Origin of the sequence: Polycladidibacter stylochi (assembly GCF_001562055.1) — a bacterium.
Classification (GTDB): Bacteria; Pseudomonadota; Alphaproteobacteria; order Rhizobiales; family Stappiaceae; genus Pseudovibrio; species Pseudovibrio stylochi.
On record NZ_LLWE01000042.1, the window covers coordinates 19,041 to 38,315 of the forward strand.

At 50.0% G+C, this 19,275-nt stretch carries 13 protein-coding genes, 3 tRNA genes and 1 riboswitch; of the genes, 6 read left to right on the top strand and 10 right to left on the bottom strand.

The window, feature by feature from the left end:
- Positions 1-43: 43 nt before the first annotated feature.
- The 3 genes from sseA to cls form a co-directional block, all read right to left on the bottom strand.
- Positions 44-889: a 3-mercaptopyruvate sulfurtransferase gene (gene sseA / locus AYK67_RS15930; RefSeq protein WP_068089182.1), complete on the bottom strand. Its 846-nt coding sequence runs from the start codon at positions 887-889 to the stop codon at positions 44-46.
- 2 nt (positions 890-891) lie between these two features.
- A complete protein-coding gene (locus AYK67_RS15935; protein ID WP_068089185.1) occupies positions 892-1,605 on the bottom strand; it encodes an alanyl-tRNA editing protein in 714 nt (237 codons plus the stop codon).
- A gap of 129 nt (positions 1,606-1,734) precedes the next feature.
- A complete protein-coding gene (cls, locus tag AYK67_RS15940) occupies positions 1,735-3,165 on the bottom strand; it encodes a cardiolipin synthase (protein ID WP_068089189.1) in 1,431 nt (476 codons plus the stop codon).
- Between the two features lie 157 nt (positions 3,166-3,322).
- On the opposite strand from cls, the gene AYK67_RS15945 reads away from it, so the two are divergent.
- Entirely contained in the window at positions 3,323-4,417 is a 1,095-nt protein-coding gene (locus tag AYK67_RS15945; RefSeq protein ID WP_068089192.1) for a bifunctional transcriptional activator/DNA repair enzyme AdaA, read from the top strand.
- A 24-nt stretch (positions 4,418-4,441) separates the two neighbouring features.
- Here AYK67_RS15945 and AYK67_RS15950 read toward each other — a convergent pair whose 3' ends face one another.
- The 5 genes from AYK67_RS15950 to AYK67_RS15970 form a co-directional block, all read right to left on the bottom strand.
- On the bottom strand, positions 4,442-5,479 hold the full coding sequence (locus AYK67_RS15950; protein ID WP_068089195.1) for a cysteine synthase A: 1,038 nt from the start codon (positions 5,477-5,479) through the stop codon (positions 4,442-4,444).
- Between the two features lie 229 nt (positions 5,480-5,708).
- Positions 5,709-6,404 carry a hypothetical protein gene (locus AYK67_RS15955; protein ID WP_156453195.1) on the bottom strand — a complete coding sequence of 232 codons (696 nt, stop codon included), beginning with the start codon at positions 6,402-6,404 and terminating at the stop codon, positions 5,709-5,711.
- 158 nt (positions 6,405-6,562) lie between these two features.
- A tRNA-Asn gene (locus tag AYK67_RS15960) sits at positions 6,563-6,637 on the bottom strand.
- Positions 6,638-6,661: 24 nt separating this feature from the next.
- Positions 6,662-6,736: transfer RNA gene (locus AYK67_RS15965), tRNA-Asn, on the bottom strand.
- 48 nt (positions 6,737-6,784) lie between these two features.
- Positions 6,785-6,859: transfer RNA gene (locus tag AYK67_RS15970), tRNA-Asn, on the bottom strand.
- 238 nt (positions 6,860-7,097) lie between these two features.
- A riboswitch (cobalamin riboswitch) is annotated at positions 7,098-7,331 on the top strand.
- A gap of 35 nt (positions 7,332-7,366) precedes the next feature.
- Between AYK67_RS15970 and cobU the strand changes: the two genes are divergently transcribed.
- The 5 genes from cobU to AYK67_RS15995 are packed head-to-tail and all read left to right on the top strand — an operon-like array spanning position 7,367 to position 15,056.
- Positions 7,367-7,933 carry a bifunctional adenosylcobinamide kinase/adenosylcobinamide-phosphate guanylyltransferase gene (gene cobU, locus AYK67_RS15975; protein ID WP_068089201.1) on the top strand — a complete coding sequence of 189 codons (567 nt, stop codon included), beginning with the start codon at positions 7,367-7,369 and terminating at the stop codon, positions 7,931-7,933.
- Positions 7,930-9,126 (top strand): cobalamin biosynthesis protein CobW, encoded by a 1,197-nt coding sequence (gene cobW, locus AYK67_RS15980; protein ID WP_068089204.1) that lies wholly within the window; start codon positions 7,930-7,932, stop codon positions 9,124-9,126. The genes cobU and cobW overlap by 4 nt, the downstream gene beginning before the upstream one ends.
- A 6-nt stretch (positions 9,127-9,132) precedes the next feature.
- Complete coding sequence (gene cobN, locus AYK67_RS15985; protein ID WP_068089207.1) at positions 9,133-12,903, top strand: cobaltochelatase subunit CobN; 3,771 nt, start codon at positions 9,133-9,135, stop codon at positions 12,901-12,903.
- Between the two features lie 33 nt (positions 12,904-12,936).
- Positions 12,937-13,566, top strand: coding sequence for a cob(I)yrinic acid a,c-diamide adenosyltransferase (gene cobO / locus AYK67_RS15990; RefSeq protein WP_068089210.1), 630 nt, complete (start codon positions 12,937-12,939; stop codon positions 13,564-13,566).
- 23 nt (positions 13,567-13,589) lie between these two features.
- Positions 13,590-15,056 (top strand): cobyric acid synthase, encoded by a 1,467-nt coding sequence (locus AYK67_RS15995; RefSeq protein ID WP_208976323.1) that lies wholly within the window; start codon positions 13,590-13,592, stop codon positions 15,054-15,056.
- 25 nt (positions 15,057-15,081) lie between these two features.
- Here AYK67_RS15995 and AYK67_RS16000 read toward each other — a convergent pair whose 3' ends face one another.
- Together AYK67_RS16000 and uvrA are read right to left on the bottom strand one after the other, a co-directional pair.
- The gene (locus AYK67_RS16000; RefSeq protein WP_068089217.1) at positions 15,082-15,558 is read right to left on the bottom strand and encodes a hypothetical protein; all 477 of its coding nucleotides are present in this window, start codon (positions 15,556-15,558) and stop codon (positions 15,082-15,084) included.
- 692 nt (positions 15,559-16,250) lie between these two features.
- Entirely contained in the window at positions 16,251-19,220 is a 2,970-nt protein-coding gene (gene uvrA / locus AYK67_RS16005) for an excinuclease ABC subunit UvrA (protein WP_068089220.1), read from the bottom strand.
- Positions 19,221-19,275: the final 55 nt, after the last annotated feature.

Sequence of the window (19,275 nt, forward strand, 5' to 3'; positions counted from 1 at the left end):
CCCCCTCCTGATATTTGTTATGCGGAGGGGGAGTTTTTGTTATTTAAGCTGTTTCATTAATGACTTCTACTTGTTTCGAGCTGCCCCATTCGGCCCATGAACCATCGTAGAGCGCGTGGTTCGGGTGGCCGATACGTGTTAGAGCGAGCGAGATAACCGCAGCAGTAACACCTGAGCCACATGATGTAATAACCGGTGTATTATCATTCAGGTTATAGCTGCTGAACAAGGCTTTTAAGTCTGCACTTGCCAACATCTTACCGTCTCGAAGTAATGAGCTGAAGGGTAGGTTTTTCGCGCCCTTCATGTGCCCAGGGCGAACGCCGGGGCGTGGTTCTGGCATATTTCCGGCAAAGCGATCCGGTCCTCTGGCATCTAGAACGAGTGTTTTTCCGTCATCTAGCGCTGTTTTGACCTGGTCGAGATTTCGCATAAGCTCGTGGTTGAGCTTGGGCGTGAATTGGCCCGAACTCCGCTCAGTCAGTTTGTCTGTTAACGGGAGATTTTCGGCCTTCCAAGCGGGGAGGCCGCCATCAAGCAGGTAAACGCGTTCCACACCAAAGAGTTTAAACATCCACCATACGCGGGCGGCTGAAAATAACCCCATGCCATCATAAACAACAATTGTTTGGCCATCATTGATACCAAGTTGGCGCATGGCAGAGGCGAATTGCTCTGCCGATGGTACCATGTGAGGCAAATCTGTTTGTTGATCGCTTATTGCATCAATATCAAAAAAGATTGCACCTGGAATATGCTCTTTTTGATAGTCTGCAATTGGATCTCGTGCCATATCTGGTAAGTACCAAGAGCCATCGACGACCACCAAATCTGGTGCATCTAAATGTTGTTGTAGCCATGAAACGCTGACAATAGGGTCATTCAACATAACTATTCCTCCAGTTGAATTCTTAGGCGCCGGTTTTGTTGACCTTTGCTTTCAATTTTAGTTACCCTAATGGGACCAATTTCACCTGTTGTGGAAACATGGGTGCCACCACAAGGTTGTAAATCTGTTTTTTTGCCTACCCGGATCAAGCGTATTTTGCCCGTACCACGCGGTGGGGTGACGCTGAGTGTTTTTACAAGCTCGGGATTATCGTCGAGTTGTTGCTCGGTTATCCAATCTGTGCTTACGGGTTCATCACGAGCGGCGAGTTCCGTCAGTTGCTGGCTTAGCGCTTCTTTATCCAGAGCTATCGGTGGCAGCTTGAAGTCCAGCCTGCCTTTGGCAGCATCAATTTGTCCACCTGTTACCGGATAAGGCAACAAAACGGATAGTAGGTGAAGCGCTGTGTGGGCCCGCATGATAGAATAGCGGCGTTGCCAATCGATATGAGCAACAACCTTAACACCGGCCAATAGGTGGGCCTCTTTTTCGAGGTCATGAATGATTGCGCTGCGGTCTTTGGTGTATCTGGTGTTTACTACTTTAAGCTGCTCACCGGTTTGTAACTCGATATATCCCTGATCGCCCGGTTGACCGCCTCCAAGAGGGTAGAAGCAGGTCCTATCCAGTACAATTTCGTGGGGTGAGGGCATGCTAAGAACTTGTGCTTCGCAACTGCGTAAATAAGCGTCATCCTCAAATAATTTAAATGTCATAGTTCACCTTCTAAACTGCTAAAAATGAGGTGATGAGGATGTAAGACGCTGTATGCCGGGTCAAGGAATATATTGTTTTGATGACAATAACGCCATTAAACGTCGGAAGTAAAGCATATTAGTAAATCTTCATAGAACTGGGGAGAACAATTTTGCTGCCTGTGCGAGAATGCGAAAAGCGTAGGTGCGGGTTGCTAATTCTGCCTGCTCGGTTTTGCGGGCATTTACGAAGTCTATTTGCAACATTTTTTCTATATCGCCGATCATTTTGCCGCCCGTAAACCATTGGGTAATTTCAAAGTTTATCGAAAAAGAGCGGTTATCAAAGTTCACAGTACCTATGGCTGCCAGCTTGTTATCGACCAGCATGGTCTTTTGATGCAAAAAGCCCTCTTTGTACCTATATACTTTGATACCATAGCGGGTCATTTCATCTGAATGGGCATAGCTTGCCAGCCATACAAGCCAATGATCGGCTTTTTCCGGCAGTAAAATACGTACATCCACCCCGCGTAAGGCAGCCGCGTAAAGTGCTGTGAGCACTTCAGTTCCCGGTACAAAGTAGGGACTAACAATCCAAAGGCGTTTTTGGGCGCGTGATATGGCTTCGACAAAGGCTATGGCGCAATCTTCGCGCGGGTCCGCTGGACCCGTGGGCATGGTTAAAACGGGTTCGTTTCCCGGTGTTGGTATGTGTTCGGGAAGTGAAATGTTGGGCGGCGCACCGGTTGCCCAGTACCAGTCTTTAACAAAGGAAAGAGCGGCTGCAATTGCAGTGGGGCCTTCTACTTTGACGTGTGTGTCACGCCAAGGGCCATATGTATTTGACTTGCCTAAATATTCATTGCCGATATTGTGCCCGCCCACCCAACTGGCATGGCCGTCTACCACAACGACTTTGCGGTGATTGCGGTAATTGAGGCGCATCGGCCCTGTTAGCACAAGCATTTTATGTCGCTCATTAAAACCGCTGACATGAATACCAGCTTGTTTGAGCCGATTGATATAATTATTCGATAGAGTTGAGGAGCCGATGTCATCATAGAGGAAGTAGATTGCACAGCCTTCGGTGGCCTTTTGAATGAGCGCTTTTGCTAACCGTTCTCCTGTCTCATCGTCCTTAACAATGTAAAATTGCACCAATATGCTTTCTTTGGCGCTTAATATACCTGAGATTATAGAATCCAGTGTTGCTTCACCATTAATGAGCAACTGGCAATTGTTGCCGCGCAAAAAGGGCAGGGCTGTAATTTTATTATGTACCGGCCAGTTGTTGTTGGCCGTATTATCGACATAGGCTGCGAACTGTTTTGTGACTTCATTTTCAAAGCGTGAGACTGTTAAGCCGATTGCCGCGTAGTCGTCGAACTTTTTCCAAGCAAAAATAAAATAAAGAAAGACTGTCGGAAATGGTAAAAATGTGAGCGAGAGTAACCAAGCAATTGAACCTTGCGAGGTGCGACCGTACATGATTTCCCTGCCAGCACAGATAACGGCAAGCAAATAAAAGAATGCGGTAAGAACAGCTAAAAGGGTTAAATAGTGGTCGAAAATTGCCATAAAACCAGTTTACCTGCTAAGTGATACAAGGAAAAGCCATATCTATACAGATAGGCAATGCCCCTGTTATATCAAATCGTTTGGTGGTGAATGGGTTTTAAAAAATAGCTGCCCGAAATCCGTCGGTAATGTGTTCCTATCTATGTTAGGTAAGCACATGACTTTATTTCTGCCTGAAAACGATAGAACACTTTATGAGGCCCTTGTGGCGCGATCTCATGCTTATGAAGGTCTTGCCTATGTTGGGGTGCGCACAACTGGTATTTTTTGCCGTTTCACCTGCCCGGCGCGCAAGCCCAAGCGAGAAAACTGTGTGTTTTTTGAGTGCATAGCTGCCTGTATGGAAGCGGGCTTTCGTCCTTGTAAGCGTTGTCAACCATTACGCGCCGTTGGTGAGAGAGAGCCTTTGGTGTCCCAGTTGCTTACTGCCCTTGAGCAAGAGCCTGAGCGCCGTTGGTGCGAAGGAGACGTGAGTGCCATGGGGCTTGATCCCTCCACAGTTCGGCGAGCCTTCAAGCGGCACCTTGGGGTGACGTTTTTGGAGTTGGCACGGACGACCCGCTTAAGGCTGGCGGCAGATGTATTGGAGCAAGGCGGACGGGTCATTGATGCGCAAATGACGGCTGGTTTTTCCTCAGCCAGTGCGTTTGCAGAGGCAATGAGCCAGTTACTGGGTATTGCGCCCTCAAAGCTTTCAGGAGATGCGCTGCTAAAAATGGATTGGATCGACACGCCGCTTGGCCCCATGGTGGCGGTATGCGATGAAACGCGTTTACACCTGCTGGAGTTTGTAGACCGCAAGGCACTATCTAAGGAACTTAAGCGCTTGTTTGATGGCAAGGTCGGACGTTTGGGTTTGGGGCAAACATCCATTCATCGGCAATTGAAAAGTGAGCTGGATGCTTATTATGCCGGCGTATTGACGGCGTTTCAGACGCCCTTAGCCTTGCATGGTAGTGCGTTTCAAAAAAGTGTCTGGCGGGTTTTGCAGTCTATCCCAATTGGTGAGCGACGCAGCTACAGCGATATTGCGCGGGAAATCGGCTCGCCGCGTGCAGTGCGTGCGGTGGCGCAGGCAAATGGAGCCAATCAGATAGCTATTCTTATCGCTTGCCACCGTGTTGTGGGCGCTGATGGTTCTTTGACAGGCTATGGGGGCGGCTTGTGGCGAAAGCAAAAGCTGCTGGAGCTTGAAACACAAGCAGCTTCCACCCGATTAATCTCGCTTGTAAGTGCTCATCGTTCGAGTTGAGCACTTACATATTGGAAGATCGCTCTAGGCTGCCTCATAGGGGATGCTAATTTGTGGTTCTTGCTCTAACCATGCGGGGACAGGCAGGTGTTTACTGCGCAAAAAGTCAGGATTAAAGAGCTTGGACTGGTAACGTGTGCCATAATCACACAACACAGTTACTATCGTGTGGCCGGGGCCGAGTTCTTTGGCCATTCGCATGGCTCCGGCGACATTGATGCCCGAGGAGCCGCCCAAGCACAGACCTTCATTTTGTAGCAGTTCAAAAACAACAGGTATGGCTTCGCTATCCGGTATTTGGTAGGGGAGATCGATGCTTGTGCCTTCTAGATTATTTGTAATGCGTCCTTGACCAATACCCTCAGTAATTGACGATCCTTCTGACTTCAGCGCACCGTTTTTATAGAAATTATAGAGCGCTGCACCTTCAGGGTCTGCAAGGCCGATTTTGATGTCTTTGTTGTGTTCTTGCAAGCCAATTGCTGTGCCAGCTAATGTGCCGCCTGTGCCGACAGCGCAGATAAAACCATCAATTTCGCCTTGGGTCTGCTGCCAAATCTCTTGGGCGGTGGTTTTTATGTGGCCGTCGCGGTTGGCTGTGTTGTCGAACTGGTTAGCCCAAATTGCCCCTTGAGGGTGGGTTTCGTTCAGTTCTGCAGCAATTCGGCCCGATAGCTTTACATAATTATTGGGGTTTTTGTAGGGAACAGCAGGGACTTCAATCAACTTTGCGCCTGCAAGACGCAACATTTGCTTTTTTTCGTCACTTTGAGTTTCGGGTATGACGATAACAGTTTTAAAGCCAAGCGCATTGGCAACCAAGGAAAGACCGATTCCTGTATTTCCGGCTGTGCCCTCTACAATTATGCCTCCCGGTTTCAAGGCACCTGATGCAATCGCGGCGTTGATAATAAAAAGTGCTGCTCTGTCTTTAACTGATTGACCTGGATTCATAAACTCGGCCTTGCCCAATATGTTACATCCGGTGACTTCCGATGCTTTTTGGAGCTTAATCAGTGGCGTGTTACCAATTGCCTGCAACATTGATTGCTGAATGACCATAGAACCTCCTAGGGAGCAGCGCTTTTCCAATAAAGGTTGGCACCTTTCTAGCTCTTTAGTAAGGAGTGAAAGGTGCTGTGCAATGAGCTCCTAGAATAATGATTGGTGATCGATCATTTAAGGCATGATGATTGGAGTGCTGGAGAGTTGGCGAAAAAAAATACTCTAAGCCATGTGGTAACAGGTAGAATATTTCTTCAAGATTAGATTTGCTTTCAATGCTCTTCAATCAAGGTTTGGGCTTGGGCTTTTTTATGTTGTTTGCGGGTTGTTGCCACAGCTTAGCAATTGCTTCGCCGTTTTTTGCAAATTCAATTAATGATGATTGGCTGCGTTTTTCTTTTTTTTGGGTTTGCGGCTCTAAAAGTGTGATTTGGTAAGGCGGCGGGCTAGCCGGATAGGGGGAAAAGCTCATTTTGAGGCCGGGGTCTGTGACAAGCTGCATCTGGTTTTGTTTTGCAGCTCGGTTTTGCTGGCGAGAATCGTCATTTGTCGTGGATTTGGTTACGGCAATCGATCGGCCATCTGGCAATAGGTGGGTTTCGTTTTCTCCAAGTTCGGCTTCGTAAATGACTTCACCATATTTGTCGATGAGCTCGACCCACAGTATTTCTTTGCCATCTCGATACACTTTACCAACCCAGAGCGATTTGTCGGTGTTGAGTGGGTCACCCTGTTGCCCTTCTGTGGGGGTTAGGTAGACCTCAAGCATATCGGCATGAAGGTAGTATAGAGCACCAAAACGGGGCAACTCTTGTGCGGCCTGAGCTGGGGTATCGAGTTGATTGCCTCGCGTTTGACTGTTTGCATTTGTTGAGGCCATAGAACAAGCACAAATAAATATGAGTGCGAGAATGCCAAGATGCCGTGTTACATCGCAGGAACGATTGTATACTATTGATTGAACGTGAAGTTTCTTTTTCATTACTTCCCCGCTTATTGGTTATTGAGGGAAGTATGGGAAGAACACATTAAAAAAGCATCATTAAGCTGATCTGTTTAAGTTAAATAGCATTTATTATTGCTGTTTAACAAAACTATAGTTAGCGAATTATTATAGGTTTTGAGAAAGTTGTATAAAAGTGGCTCCCCGGGCCGGATTCGAACCAGCGACCAAGCGGTTAACAGCCGCTTGCTCTACCACTGAGCTACCGGGGATCACGGTCAAGGTTTGTTTGAAAATGGCTCCCCGGGCCGGATTCGAACCAGCGACCAAGCGGTTAACAGCCGCTTGCTCTACCACTGAGCTACCGGGGATCACTTTCAAAGCAATGGTAGGTTGCCTTGACGTTTCGCAAATGGTGATGGCTCCCCGGGCCGGATTCGAACCAGCGACCAAGCGGTTAACAGCCGCTTGCTCTACCACTGAGCTACCGGGGATTACTCACCGTTGGCAAGTTGCCTCGCCGTTTGCGTGAGGCAGCTTTTACAAAGGCTTGAGGTGTTTGCCAAGTGTGTTTTTTCATGAATCTGTGTTTTGTGGACATTTTTCCATGTATTTTGCCGTGAAAAGCCGTGTTTCTAGCGGAAATTGGCAGAAAGGCAAGAGTTCAACCAATTGTGGAAATGCTGTTTTTACTCATAGTGTTGACAGTTTGCTGCTTTGCCTTCACAACGGTTTTTGCAAATCGCTTTCAGTTTTTTAGAGAATTTATCTAAATGAAACGGGAATGCGGCCCCGATGTTTTGTTTGCCTATTTGTGTGGCAGGCAAAGGTTGGGGAGGAGCCGCAGCTGCCCCCGCAACTGTAAGCAGCGAGAAAACCTGTAAATGGCCACTGGTTTTAACCGGGAAGGGACAGGTTTTTGATTGAGCTGTGAGCCAGGAGACCGGCTGAAAGCACTGTTTTGACTTTGACTGTCGGGCGGACAGGGCAAGGAGGAAGAGATGAGCCTACCCAATAAAGGGGCATTAGGTGATGTGCGCACAGTATTTATTGTGGGCGGTGCGCGTTCTGGCAAAAGCGCATATGGTGAGCAGTTGGTGCTTAAGAGTGGTTTAGAGCCGGTCTATATAGCCACTGGACAAGCCTATGACGAGGAAATGCGTGAGCGTATTCAACTGCATCAACTGCGGCGCGGGATACCATGGCGCACGGTAGAAGAGCCTTTGGCCTTACCCGAGGCGATTGCTGCCCACTCAACGGCCAATAGCTGCATACTTATTGATTGCCTGACCTTGTGGCTGAGTAACTTAATGCATCATGAACATGATCTGATTGCAGGAGGTGAAGCGTTATGTGTTGCCTTGGCCAAGGCGCAAGGGCCGGTTGTGGTGGTTTCTAACGAAGTTGGCCTTGGCATTGTGCCTGAAAACAAACTGGCGCGGCAGTTTCGTGATAACGCGGGCCGATTGAACCAATCTGTGGCGGCACAATGTGAGCGTGTCTTGTTTATGGCCTCCGGTCTGCCATTGCCGTTAAAACCATCTCTTGTTTCGGAGTTCTCCCTATGACATTTTTTAATCCTGTTACGGCCTCTAAGATCCCAGCTGTTATTGTTACTGGCTTCTTAGGGGCGGGTAAGACCACTTTGGTAAGCAATCTTTTGAAACAAGCGGGTGGTAAGCGCATTGCACTGATTGTCAATGAATTTGGCGAAATGGGCTTTGATGGTTCATTGGTGAACGGCTGTGCGGACCCCGATTGTAAGGCGGATGAGGTGGTTGAGCTGGCCAATGGCTGTATTTGCTGTACGGTTGCCGATGATTTTCTACCCACTATGGAAATGCTCATTGCCCGCGATCCGGCACCCGAGGCGATTATTATTGAAACCTCCGGTTTAGCGCTGCCGCAACCGCTGGTGCAGGCGTTTAACTGGCCTTCAGTCAAAACACGTGTGAGCGTTGATAGTGTTGTGACGGTTGTGGATTGCCCTGCGGTGTTGGCTGGCGGGGTGGTGAGCAACCGAGATGCATTGGAAGCACAGCGCAAGGCCGATGAAGCGCTGGATCATGAAAGCCCTATTGAAGAGCTGTTTGCTGACCAGTTGACCTGTGCCGATTTGGTGGTGCTGAATAAGGCTGATCTAGTGGATGGTGCGGGTCTTAGTGCTGTGAAAGCACAATTGGCGCCACGTTTGCGCCCTGCTGTTGAGGTTGTGAGTGCGCAGAACGGCTTTTTAAGCCTTGAGTTATTATTGGGCCGGGATGCACAGGCGGAAAATGACCTGGCAGCGCGGCTCTCTGCCCATGAAAAAGCGCATCTGGCCGAGGCGCAAAGTATTGCCAAGGCTGATGGGGATGCACATTCTCGCCACGACCACGACCACGACCACGACCACGACCACGACCACGACCACGACCACGACCACGACCACGACCACGACCACGACCACCATCATCACACGCATTCCCACTCGCATGATGATTTCGAGAGTTTTGTCATTCCGGCCGCATCTTTTGCATCTCTCAAAGAGATTGAGGCAAAAGTCCAAGAGGCTATGGCGGTTTCTGGTGTGCTGCGAATTAAAGGCTCATTACAGGTTTCGGGCAAAAAGGCACCTGCAATGGTACAAGCGGTTGGACCACGCGTTGAATGCTGGTTTGCCGCTGGTACTGAGAGTGCGGGGCAGTTGGTTGTTATCGGTTTGGCCGGTTTCGATTTGGCCAAGGTGCGCGGCCTGCTTGGTGCAATGGTGAGTTCATAAAAGTACATGCATATTCTAACTGGGCAAACGCGCCGACTTGACGAGGGTGAAGAGGCTGTAGATTTAGGGCAGTCTTGCGCCGATATTGTTTTTCTGTCAGCTGCGGATACGGAGTTGGCTGGTTTATGCAATGCCTATGAGGCGCTGGGGGACGGTTCTGCCGAGTTCTCGCTACGCCTTGCCAGTCTGATGGCGCTGTCTCATCCTTATTCGATAGATCTTTACGCCGAGAAAACGCTGCAAGGATCCAAGTTGGTTATTGTGCGGCTGCTAGGTGGTGCGGATTATTGGCGCTATGGGCTGGAGCAGCTTTGTGCCTTGGCGGCTAGTGGTGATATTGAACTGGTGGTGTTGCCGGGTGACGATACATGGGATGAGGCGCTGGTTTCCCGCTCCACATGGGGTTTGGAGGCGTGTCGCCAGTTATTCCAGTATTTTGTCGAGGGTGGACCTGAAAATCTGGCCAATGCTCTTGGTTTTGCCGCTTATTCGCTGGGCTTGCGCAGGGCTAAGCCCTTATTGCCGCGCCCGTTACCCAAAGCAGGGCTATATTTACGCGGTCATAGCCTGCCAAGCCTTGAGGACTTGAAGGCACAGTGGGGTGAAACCGATCGACCCGTTGCTGCTTTGGTGTTTTATCGTGCCCTTTATCAAAGTGGTGCGCTTGCGCCAGTTGATGCGCTCATTGCAGCATTGAATGAGCAGGGTGTGAATTGCCTGCCGGTGTTTGTTGCCAGCTTAAAACAGGCGGAAAGCGCTGCGGTTGTTGCCTCGTTGTTTGAAGCGCAACCACCGGATGTGGTGATTAATGCGAGTGCGTTTGCGCTATCCAAGGCGGGTGTTGCGCATTCACCAACTGTACTTGATACACCGGGCGCACCGGTGCTGCAGGTGATTTTTTCTTCATCCTCACGCTCTGGCTGGGCGGATAGTGATCAAGGGCTTTCTGCCCGGGATTTGGCCATGCATGTGGTATTGCCAGAGTTGGATGGTCGCATATTGACCCGCGCGGTTTCTTTTAAGGAAGAAGCGGCATTTGATGAAACCACCCAGTACACACCGGTTCAGTTTACACCTGTTACTGATCGCATTGCATTTGTGGCACAAAGTGCCGCGCGCTGGGCCAAGCTGCGTCATAAACCAGAAAGTCAGCGCAATGTAGCGTTGATTTTGGCTAATTACCCCAATAAGGACGGGCGTTTGGCGAATGGTGTGGGGTTGGATACACCAGCTTCGTGTTGTGAGCTGCTCAAGGCAATGGCACAGGAAGACTATACGTTGGGGGCGTTTCCGCGTGAAAGCGCTGCGTTAATGGCGCAGTTGAGTGCGGGGCCTACCAATGCGTTGCAAGACCGCGCTGCACGTGCGGGCGGTGCTCAGCTAGCGTTATTTGCCTATGAACAGTACTTTAGCCAGTTACCGCAGGAATTGCGTTTAAAAGTGCTGGAGCGCTGGGGCGCGGCAAAGGATGACCCCTATATTGCTCAGGAGGCTCATCAAGAGGTTTTTCGGCTGGCATTGCACCGCTATGGCAATGCCTATGTGGGTATCCAGCCTGCGCGCGGCTATAATATCGACCCGAAAGAAACCTATCACGATCCCGATCTGGTGCCGCCGCATAATTATTTTGCCTATTATTTCTATCTTCGCTTTGTGGCGAATGTGGACGTGGTGGTGCATTTGGGCAAGCATGGCAATTTGGAATGGTTGCCGGGCAAAGCCTTGGCGTTGAGTGAAAACTGCTTTCCCGAGGCGGTTTTGGGGCCAATGCCCAACTTGTATCCGTTTATTGTCAATGATCCGGGTGAAGGGGCGCAGGCCAAGCGGCGGCTGGGGTCGGTGATTATTGACCATCTCACGCCGCCATTGACCCGAGCTGAAAGCCATGGGGCTGCCTTTGAGCTGGAAACGCTGCTGGATGAATATTATCTGGCCAGCGGGGTTGATGCCCGGCGGATGAAGGCTTTAGGGCAGGAAATTCTTGATTGCGCGGCGCGTCACGGATTGGACCTTGATGTGGGCCTGACCAGTGATATGGATAATGAAAGCAAGCTTGCACGTCTTGATGCGCATTTATGCGACTTGAAAGAGCTGCAAATTCGCGATGGCCTGCATATTTTAGGGTGTAGCCCTGAAAGTGTGCAACGGCGTGATTTATTGCTTTCGCTTTCACGTGTTCCGCGAGGGCAATTGCCCCATGAAATGAGTCTTCTACGGGCATTGGCTGAGGATTTGAATCTGGTTGGTTTTGATCCGCTGGATTGTGCTTTTGAGCTTGAGTGGTCAGGTTCGCGGCCGGCATTGCTTGCTGGAATGAATGCTGACGTGTGGCGCAGTTGCGGTGATACGGTAGAGCGTTTGGAGCTTTTATCGCAGCGCCTTTTGGATGGTGAAGTGGATATACCTGCGGACTTTGATGCAACTGCCGCTGTTCTGGAGGCAATCGAGACCCAGCTGGCCGTTGATGTGGATGCGAGCGGTGCGTGCGAGATCGCCGCCTGCCTACAAGGGTTGGCGGGACGGTTTGTGCCGCCAGGGCCATCTGGTGCGCCCTCGCGTGGGCGGCCGGATGTGTTGCCGACGGGGCGTAATTTCTATTCGGTTGATGTGCGGGCAGTACCTACCCAAACCGCATGGCATTTGGGCTTGAAATCTGCTGAAACGATGGTTTTGCGCCATTTTCAAGATGAAGGCGAGTGGCCACAAGCGCTTGTGTTATCGTGTTGGGGTACAGCAAATATGCGTACTGGCGGTGATGATATTGCGCAGGCATTGGCGCTCATTGGTGCTAAGCCCTTATGGGAGGCTGGCTCTGGCCGGGTGACGGGATTTGAAATCATTCCGCTGAGCGAGTTACAGCGCCCTCGTGTGGATGTGACTTTGCGCATCTCCGGTTTCTTTCGTGATGCTTTTCCGCAGTTGATCTCGTTGTTTGATCGTGCTGTGCGGGCGATTGCCGCGCTGGATGAGCCGGTGGGGGCGAACCCGCTGGCTGAGCGGGTGCGCTGTGATGCTGCCAAGTTTGAGGCGCAAGGAATTGCGCAGGAGGTGGCGCATAAGCGGGCGGCCTACAGGGTGTATGGTAGTAAGCCCGGTGCTTATGGTGCCGGATTGCAGGCATTGATTGACGAGGGTATTTGGCAAGAACGTGATGATTTCGCAGAGGCATTTTTGGCCTGGGGTGGTTATGCCTATGGCTTGGAGGCCGAAGGGGCGGAGCTGCGCGGTGACTTTACAGAGCGGTTGCGACACGTGGACGGTGTTGTCCATAATCAGGACAACCGTGAGCACGACTTGCTGGATAGTGATGATTACTACCAGTTTGAGGGCGGGCTTGCGGCAACGGTTGAGAGCCTACGCGGGCAAGCTCCTGTTGTTTATCACAATGACCATTCGCGGCCCGAGCGGCCGGTTGTACGCACTCTTTCAGAAGAAATTGGCCGTGTGGTGCGCGGGCGGGCAGCTAACCCGAAATGGATTAATGGTGTAATGCGCCATGGCTACAAGGGGGCGTTCGAGATGTCGGCGACACTGGATTATTTGTTTGCCTTTGCGGCCACCACCCATGCGGTGCAATCGCACCACTTCGACCAGTTACATGAAGCGTATATTCTTGATGACGATGTTTTTGATTTCTTGCGTGAGAGTAATCCGGCTGCCCTGAAAGAGATGGTGGATCGGTTTATTGAAGCGCAGGAGCGCGGTCTCTGGTCAGCGCGGCGTAATAGTGCTTATGATGGCTTGAGAGAATTGCAGCAGCAGTTAAAGCAGCTTTAATCAACACTTGAGACAGATTGTAGAGGTGCAATTATGACAGAAAAACCGCAATTAACCGAAGCTGAACTTGATGCCCGCCATGCGGATAAAATGCGCAAGAAAAAAGCGGCGCGTGATAAGATCATGGCAACAAAAACCATCGAAAAAGGTTTGCTTATCGTCCATACGGGCAAAGGTAAGGGTAAATCGACCGCTGGTTTTGGCATGGTGTTTCGCTCGCTTGGTCATGGCCATAAAGTAGCGGTGGTGCAGTTTGTTAAGGGGCGCTTGGAAACGGGTGAGCGCATGGCATTGGATCGTTTTGAGGATTTGGTGACCATCAAGCGCATGGGTGAAGGCTTTACCTGGGAAACGCAGGATCGTCAGCGTGATATTGCGGCGGCTCGGTCGGCGTGGGATGCGGCGAAAGAGCTTATTTTATCGCGTGAGCATCGTTTGGTGCTGTGTGACGAGCTGAACATTGTGCTGCGTTATGATTACATTCCTATTGAAGAGATTGTTGGCTTTTTGCGTGATGAAAAGCCCGAGGATGTGCATGTGGTGATAACCGGGCGTAATGCCAAGGAAGAGCTGATCGAGATTGCGGATTTGGTGACGGACATGACGCAGATTAAACATCCGTTCCGCTCTGGTGTGAAGCCGCAAGAAGGTATCGAGTTTTAAAAGGTATTGAAATGGCGAGTGGCATGCGTAAGCCAGCACTGATGGTTATGGGGACAGGCTCGAACGTTGGCAAGAGTGTTCTGGTGGCTGGTTTGGCGCGTGCCTTTACGCGGCGCGGGTTGAAGGTCATGCCATTCAAGCCGCAGAACATGTCGAACAATGCCGCTGTGACCGAAGATGGTGGGGAAATTGGCCGGGCGCAGGCCGTGCAGGCACTGGCTGCCAAGGTTGCGCCAAGTGTGCATATGAACCCCGTTTTATTAAAACCGGAAACGGATGTGGGGGCGCAGATCATTGTGCAGGGCAAACGCTTTGGAACGATGAAGGCGCATGATTATGGTAAGAAAAAATCTCAATTACTTCCGAGGGTTATAGAAAGTTTCTTAGAGATTGAGTCAAGAGCTGATCTGGTCTTGGTGGAAGGGGCTGGATCGCCTGCGGAGATAAACCTTCGTTCTGGTGATATTGCTAATATGGGGTTTGCGGAAGCTGCGGATTTGCCGGTTCTATTGGTTGGCGATATTGATCGTGGCGGGGTGATTGCTTCACTTGTGGGGACGCATGGCGTGCTTGAAGGTGATGAGTCTAAGCGTATAAAGTCTTTTGCTATCAATAGGTTTAGAGGCGATACTTCATTATTTGATTCAGGTGTTTTACAAATTGAATCAAGAACAGGCTGGCTGTGTGCTGGTGTGGTACCTTGGTTTTCTCAGGCAGCGGATTTGCCTGCCGAAGACGCGTTGGATTTAACCTCTGAATTTTCGAGTGGTGATGGTCGTTTGATTAAAATCGCTGTGCCGGTGATCAGCCGGATAGCGAATTTTGATGATCTTGATCCTCTGCGGCTTGAGCCGGGGATTGAATTGGTTTTGGTTAATGCTGGCGAGGTTTTACCTGCGGATTCAGACTTGGTGTTGTTGCCGGGTAGTAAGTCGACCATTGGTGATCTGGCTTATTTCAGAGCGCAGGGATGGGATATTGATTTAGCGGCTCATGTGCGCCGTGGTGGTAAGGTGCTGGGTATTTGTGGTGGCTACCAGATGCTTGGTAAACGTATTCATGATCCCTTGGGCATCGAGGGTGAGGCTGGCTCTGTTGATGGCTTAGGGCACTTGGATGTGGAAACGGTGTTGAGTGCCGATAAGACCGTGGTGAACCGGCGTGGCGCTGCGTGTGCTTTTAGGGCCGATGTAACGGGCTATGAAATACATTTGGGGCTGAGTGAGGGGGCGGATTGTCAGCGGCCAATGTTTGTGTTGGATGGTGGGCAAGATGATGGTGCCATTTGCCCGCAAGGCCGGGTGATGGGAACCTATTTACACGGCTTGTTTCAAGATGATGGTTTTCGCGCCGGCTTTCTGAGTGCGCTTGGCGGAAGAGGCGAGGTTGCCTATGCGGCGCGTGTTGAGGCGGCGCTGGAGGCATTGGCAACTCATTTGGAAACTTATTTGGATTTGGATTTATTGTTAGAAATTGCCCGGGGGCGATAGTCACTTATGATTCATAGGTCTAGGGCTATGTGAGGTTGCGAGGCATTTTCCAGTCACTCGTAGCGTCGTCTACGCGTTTAACGAGGTTTTCACGTAAGGATTCAAATTCTGCCTTGTTGCGGCACATTTGCTTTAAAAGCTCAGTCTTTTGGTTGTGGTGATGGATACTAATAATTTCTTGTGCGCCAACTTTTTGATAGTTGATGCCGTAAATATCATCGTAGCGGATAGTTCGGTGAATGGTGGAGAAGCCGTTTTTTGGAGTGCGTATATACGTATCTGTTAGAGTTACTTCTTGTGAAAGTGTTAGGCCGCGATAGGTCGCGTAAAGGCAGAATAGTGCGGTTGGCACTGTTATAAACATAAGAAGAGAGAAGAATATTATTGCTGCAAAGGGCTCTAATGTAAAGAATTTAAAGTGAACTGTTGTTTTTGCCATAACACCAAAATAGTAAAGTGAAAATGAAATGGCAGCAGTTAAGAGAAAACATGCAAAAAACATTAGTGATCTTGCTTTGTATTGATATGTTAATGTTTGCATTAACTTTAGCCTTATGTAATTAAGCGAATCTAATCAGAATAATTTTCCAGAATATATTTAGTGGTCTTGGGTGTATAGGTGCGAAATGCCTTGGCGGTGTATAGGTGCGAAATGCCTTGGCTTGTCATGCTGAGTTGAAATATTTGAAGATATTGTGAATTAAAGTCTCCTAAAACAGCAAGCGCCCGCCGATGGGAGGGTCGGCGGGCGAAGCTGATAGGCAGAAGTGGGAGGAAGTACTTCTGCGATATGTTTGCTCACGCGACATTGGGAGGATTGTCAAGCATGAGCGTCTCGGAGAGCAGCGTATTGGGAGGAAGCGTTGCTCTCTTGAGAACTTATATAGCGTTCCTATTTGCAAATGAGAATAGTTTGTTTTGCATGTCAGCTATTATAGTAATGCATAGCTGAACCGATATTATATGATTTGAGAAAAAATTTACCTAGGAATTTCATGGAATTAGAGTTTTATGTTTAGAAAAAGTAAATATTTACATGTGGAAATTGCATGGCTGACATTATTTGGTCATTTATTGGGGGTGATTGGTAGAAGTTGTCTTTCTATCACTCTTTAAAGCAATGAAACTATGGTTTGAAGTTATGAGCGCTATCAATTGCTTGGTTTTGGATAGCGCTCATAAAATCGTAATGATTTACTCCGCAGCTTGGCGGCGTTTCTTCGGCTTCGCTGCAATGGTCTTCTCTTGAGCGGCGTTGGCTGCCTGGCGACGCTCGAACAGTTCTTGCAAGAATTGACCTGTGTAGCTTTCTTTAATGTTTGTCAGGTCTTGTGGGGTGCCTGTAGCAACAATCATACCGCCGTCATCGCCCCCTTCTGGTCCAAGGTCAATAACCCAATTGGCGGTTTGAATAACTTCCAAATTATGCTCGATCACCAGTACTGTGTTGCCTTGCGCGACAAGTTCATGCAGCACTTCCAGTAGTTTAGCGACATCGTGGAAGTGAAGGCCCGTGGTGGGTTCATCGAGAATATACAAGGTTTTGCCCGTGGAGCGCTTGGATAGTTCTTTGGCGAGTTTGACGCGTTGTGCTTCGCCGCCTGAGAGCGTCGTAGCTTGTTGGCCGACCTTGATGTAGCTCAGTCCGACCCGGTTCAAGGTTTCCATCTTGTCGCGAATGGAAGGTACGGCAGAGAAGAACTGGGCGGCTTCCTCGACCGTCATATCCAGCACATCGGCAATGGATTTGCCTTTGAACTGAACCTCCAGAGTTTCGCGGTTATACCGCTTGCCCTTACAGACATCACAGGTGACGTAAACATCTGGAAGGAAATGCATTTCGATTTTAATCAGGCCATCGCCCTGACAGGCTTCACAGCGGCCACCTTTGACGTTGAACGAGAAACGGCCGGGGGCATAACCACGCGCCTTAGCCTCTGGCAGGCCAGCAAACCATTCGCGAATAGGGGTAAATGCACCGGTGTAAGTGGCGGGGTTGGAACGCGGTGTGCGGCCAATGGGGGATTGGTCGATATCGATGACTTTATCGAGTAGTTCCAAGCCTTCAAGCTTATCGTGGGGTGCCGGGTTTTGCTTGGCACCGTTGAGCACGCGGGCAGCCTGTTTGTAGACTGTATCGATAAGGAACGTGGACTTGCCGCCCCCTGAAACACCCGTAATACATGTGAATGTTCCCAAGGGGATATCGCAGGAAACATTTTTTAGGTTGTTGCCGCGGGCGCCTTCGATACGCAGCTTGCGCTTCATGTCGATTTGCGGCTGTTCTTGCGGCGGGTCAATGGTGAGTGCGCCGGAAATGTATTGCCCTGTCAAAGATTTAGGGTCTGACATAATGGTGGACGGGGTGCCTTGGGAAACGATTTGACCACCATGCACACCAGCTCCGGGGCCGACATCGACCACGTGATCAGCGGTTAAAATGGCGTCTTCGTCGTGCTCGACCACAATCACCGTGTTGCCTAAGTTACGCAAATGCTTGAGAGTTTCCAGCAAGCGGGCGTTGTCGCGTTGGTGCAGGCCAATGGATGGCTCGTCAAGGACATACAAAACGCCGGTTAGGCCGGAGCCGATTTGTGATGCGAGACGAATGCGCTGGCTTTCACCGCCCGATAGGGTGCCCGAGGCGCGATTAAGGGCGAGATATTCCAGTCCGACATCGTTGAGAAAATGCAAGCGTTCGCGGATTTCCTTCAAAATCCGGGTGGCAATTTCGCTTTGCTTCTCGGTAAAGGTGCTTTCCACATCCTTGAACCATTGCAGCGCGCTGCGAATGGAAAGGGCGGTTATTTGCCCAATGTGGCATTTATTGATCTTAACAGCCAAGGCCTCGGGTTTTAAGCGGTATCCCGAACAAGCCTCACAATCATGGTCGGATTGGAACTTCGTCAGTTCATCGCGCACCCATTGGGAATCTGTTTCTCGCCAGCGGCGCTCGATATTACCGATAATCCCTTCAAATGTTTTGGAAGTTTTGTAGGATCGGGTGCCGTCATCAAAATGGAGGGCAATTTTTTCACGTCCTGTGCCGTAAAGTAGTTTCTTTTTAAAGTCCTCGGGTAAATCACTCCAGGGGGTGTCCATGGATTGACCATAGTGGTTACAAAGAGCCTGAAGTGTCTGCGTATAATAGGGAGAAGTTGTGCCCGTTTTGGCCCATGGTGAAATGGCCCCCTTGGCGAGAGAGAGGGTTTTGTCGGGCACGACCAAGTCGGCTTCGAAAGCCAGCTTGGTTCCCAAGCCATCACATGAAGGGCAAGCGCCGAAAGGATTGTTGAACGAGAACAGGCGCGGCTCGATTTCAGCTATGGTAAAGCCAGAGACGGGACAGGCAAATTTTTCAGAAAAAACAAGGGTTTCAGCATTACCTTCTGCGTCTTTTCTATCGGCAAACTCTATGGTTGCCAGGCCCGAGGCCAGCTCTAGGGCGGTCTCAAGAGAGTCGGCGAGGCGGCCGGCCATGTCGGCGCGAACTACCAGTCGGTCAACGACCACATCAATGTCATGTTTAAATTTTTTGTCGAGCGCAGGAACATCAGCAATATCATAGAGTTGACCGTCAACTTTGACACGCTGGAAGCCTTTTTTCATCAGCTCGGCGAATTCCTTCTTATATTCGCCCTTACGGCCGCGAACGATGGGTGCCAGCAGATAAAGGCGGGTACCTTCTTCCAATTCCATAATGCGATCAACCATTTGGCTGACCGTTTGGCTTTCAATCGGCAGGCCGGTCGCAGGTGAATACGGAACGCCTACCCGGGCAAACAAAAGGCGGAGATAATCATAGATTTCGGTGACAGTACCAACAGTTGAGCGTGGATTGCGGGAAGTGGTTTTTTGCTCAATGGAGATGGCGGGGGAAAGCCCTTCGATCTGGTCAACGTCGGGCTTTTGCATCATTTCCAAAAACTGGCGGGCGTAGGCACTTAGGCTTTCCACATAGCGGCGCTGACCTTCAGCGTAGATGGTATCGAATGCAAGAGAAGATTTGCCTGAACCGGAAAGGCCGGTGATAACTATGAGGCTATCGCGCGGAAGATCTATATCAACATTTTTTAGATTATGCTCGCGTGCGCCGCGCACAGAAATGTATTTGTGTCCTGAGGGTATGGTATTGGGACTTGTTGTGGTCTGCGCTTTTGGCATTAGATAATCCCTTAGTTAATTCGTTCGGGGCGCGGGGAGTATATTCAACTCTCAC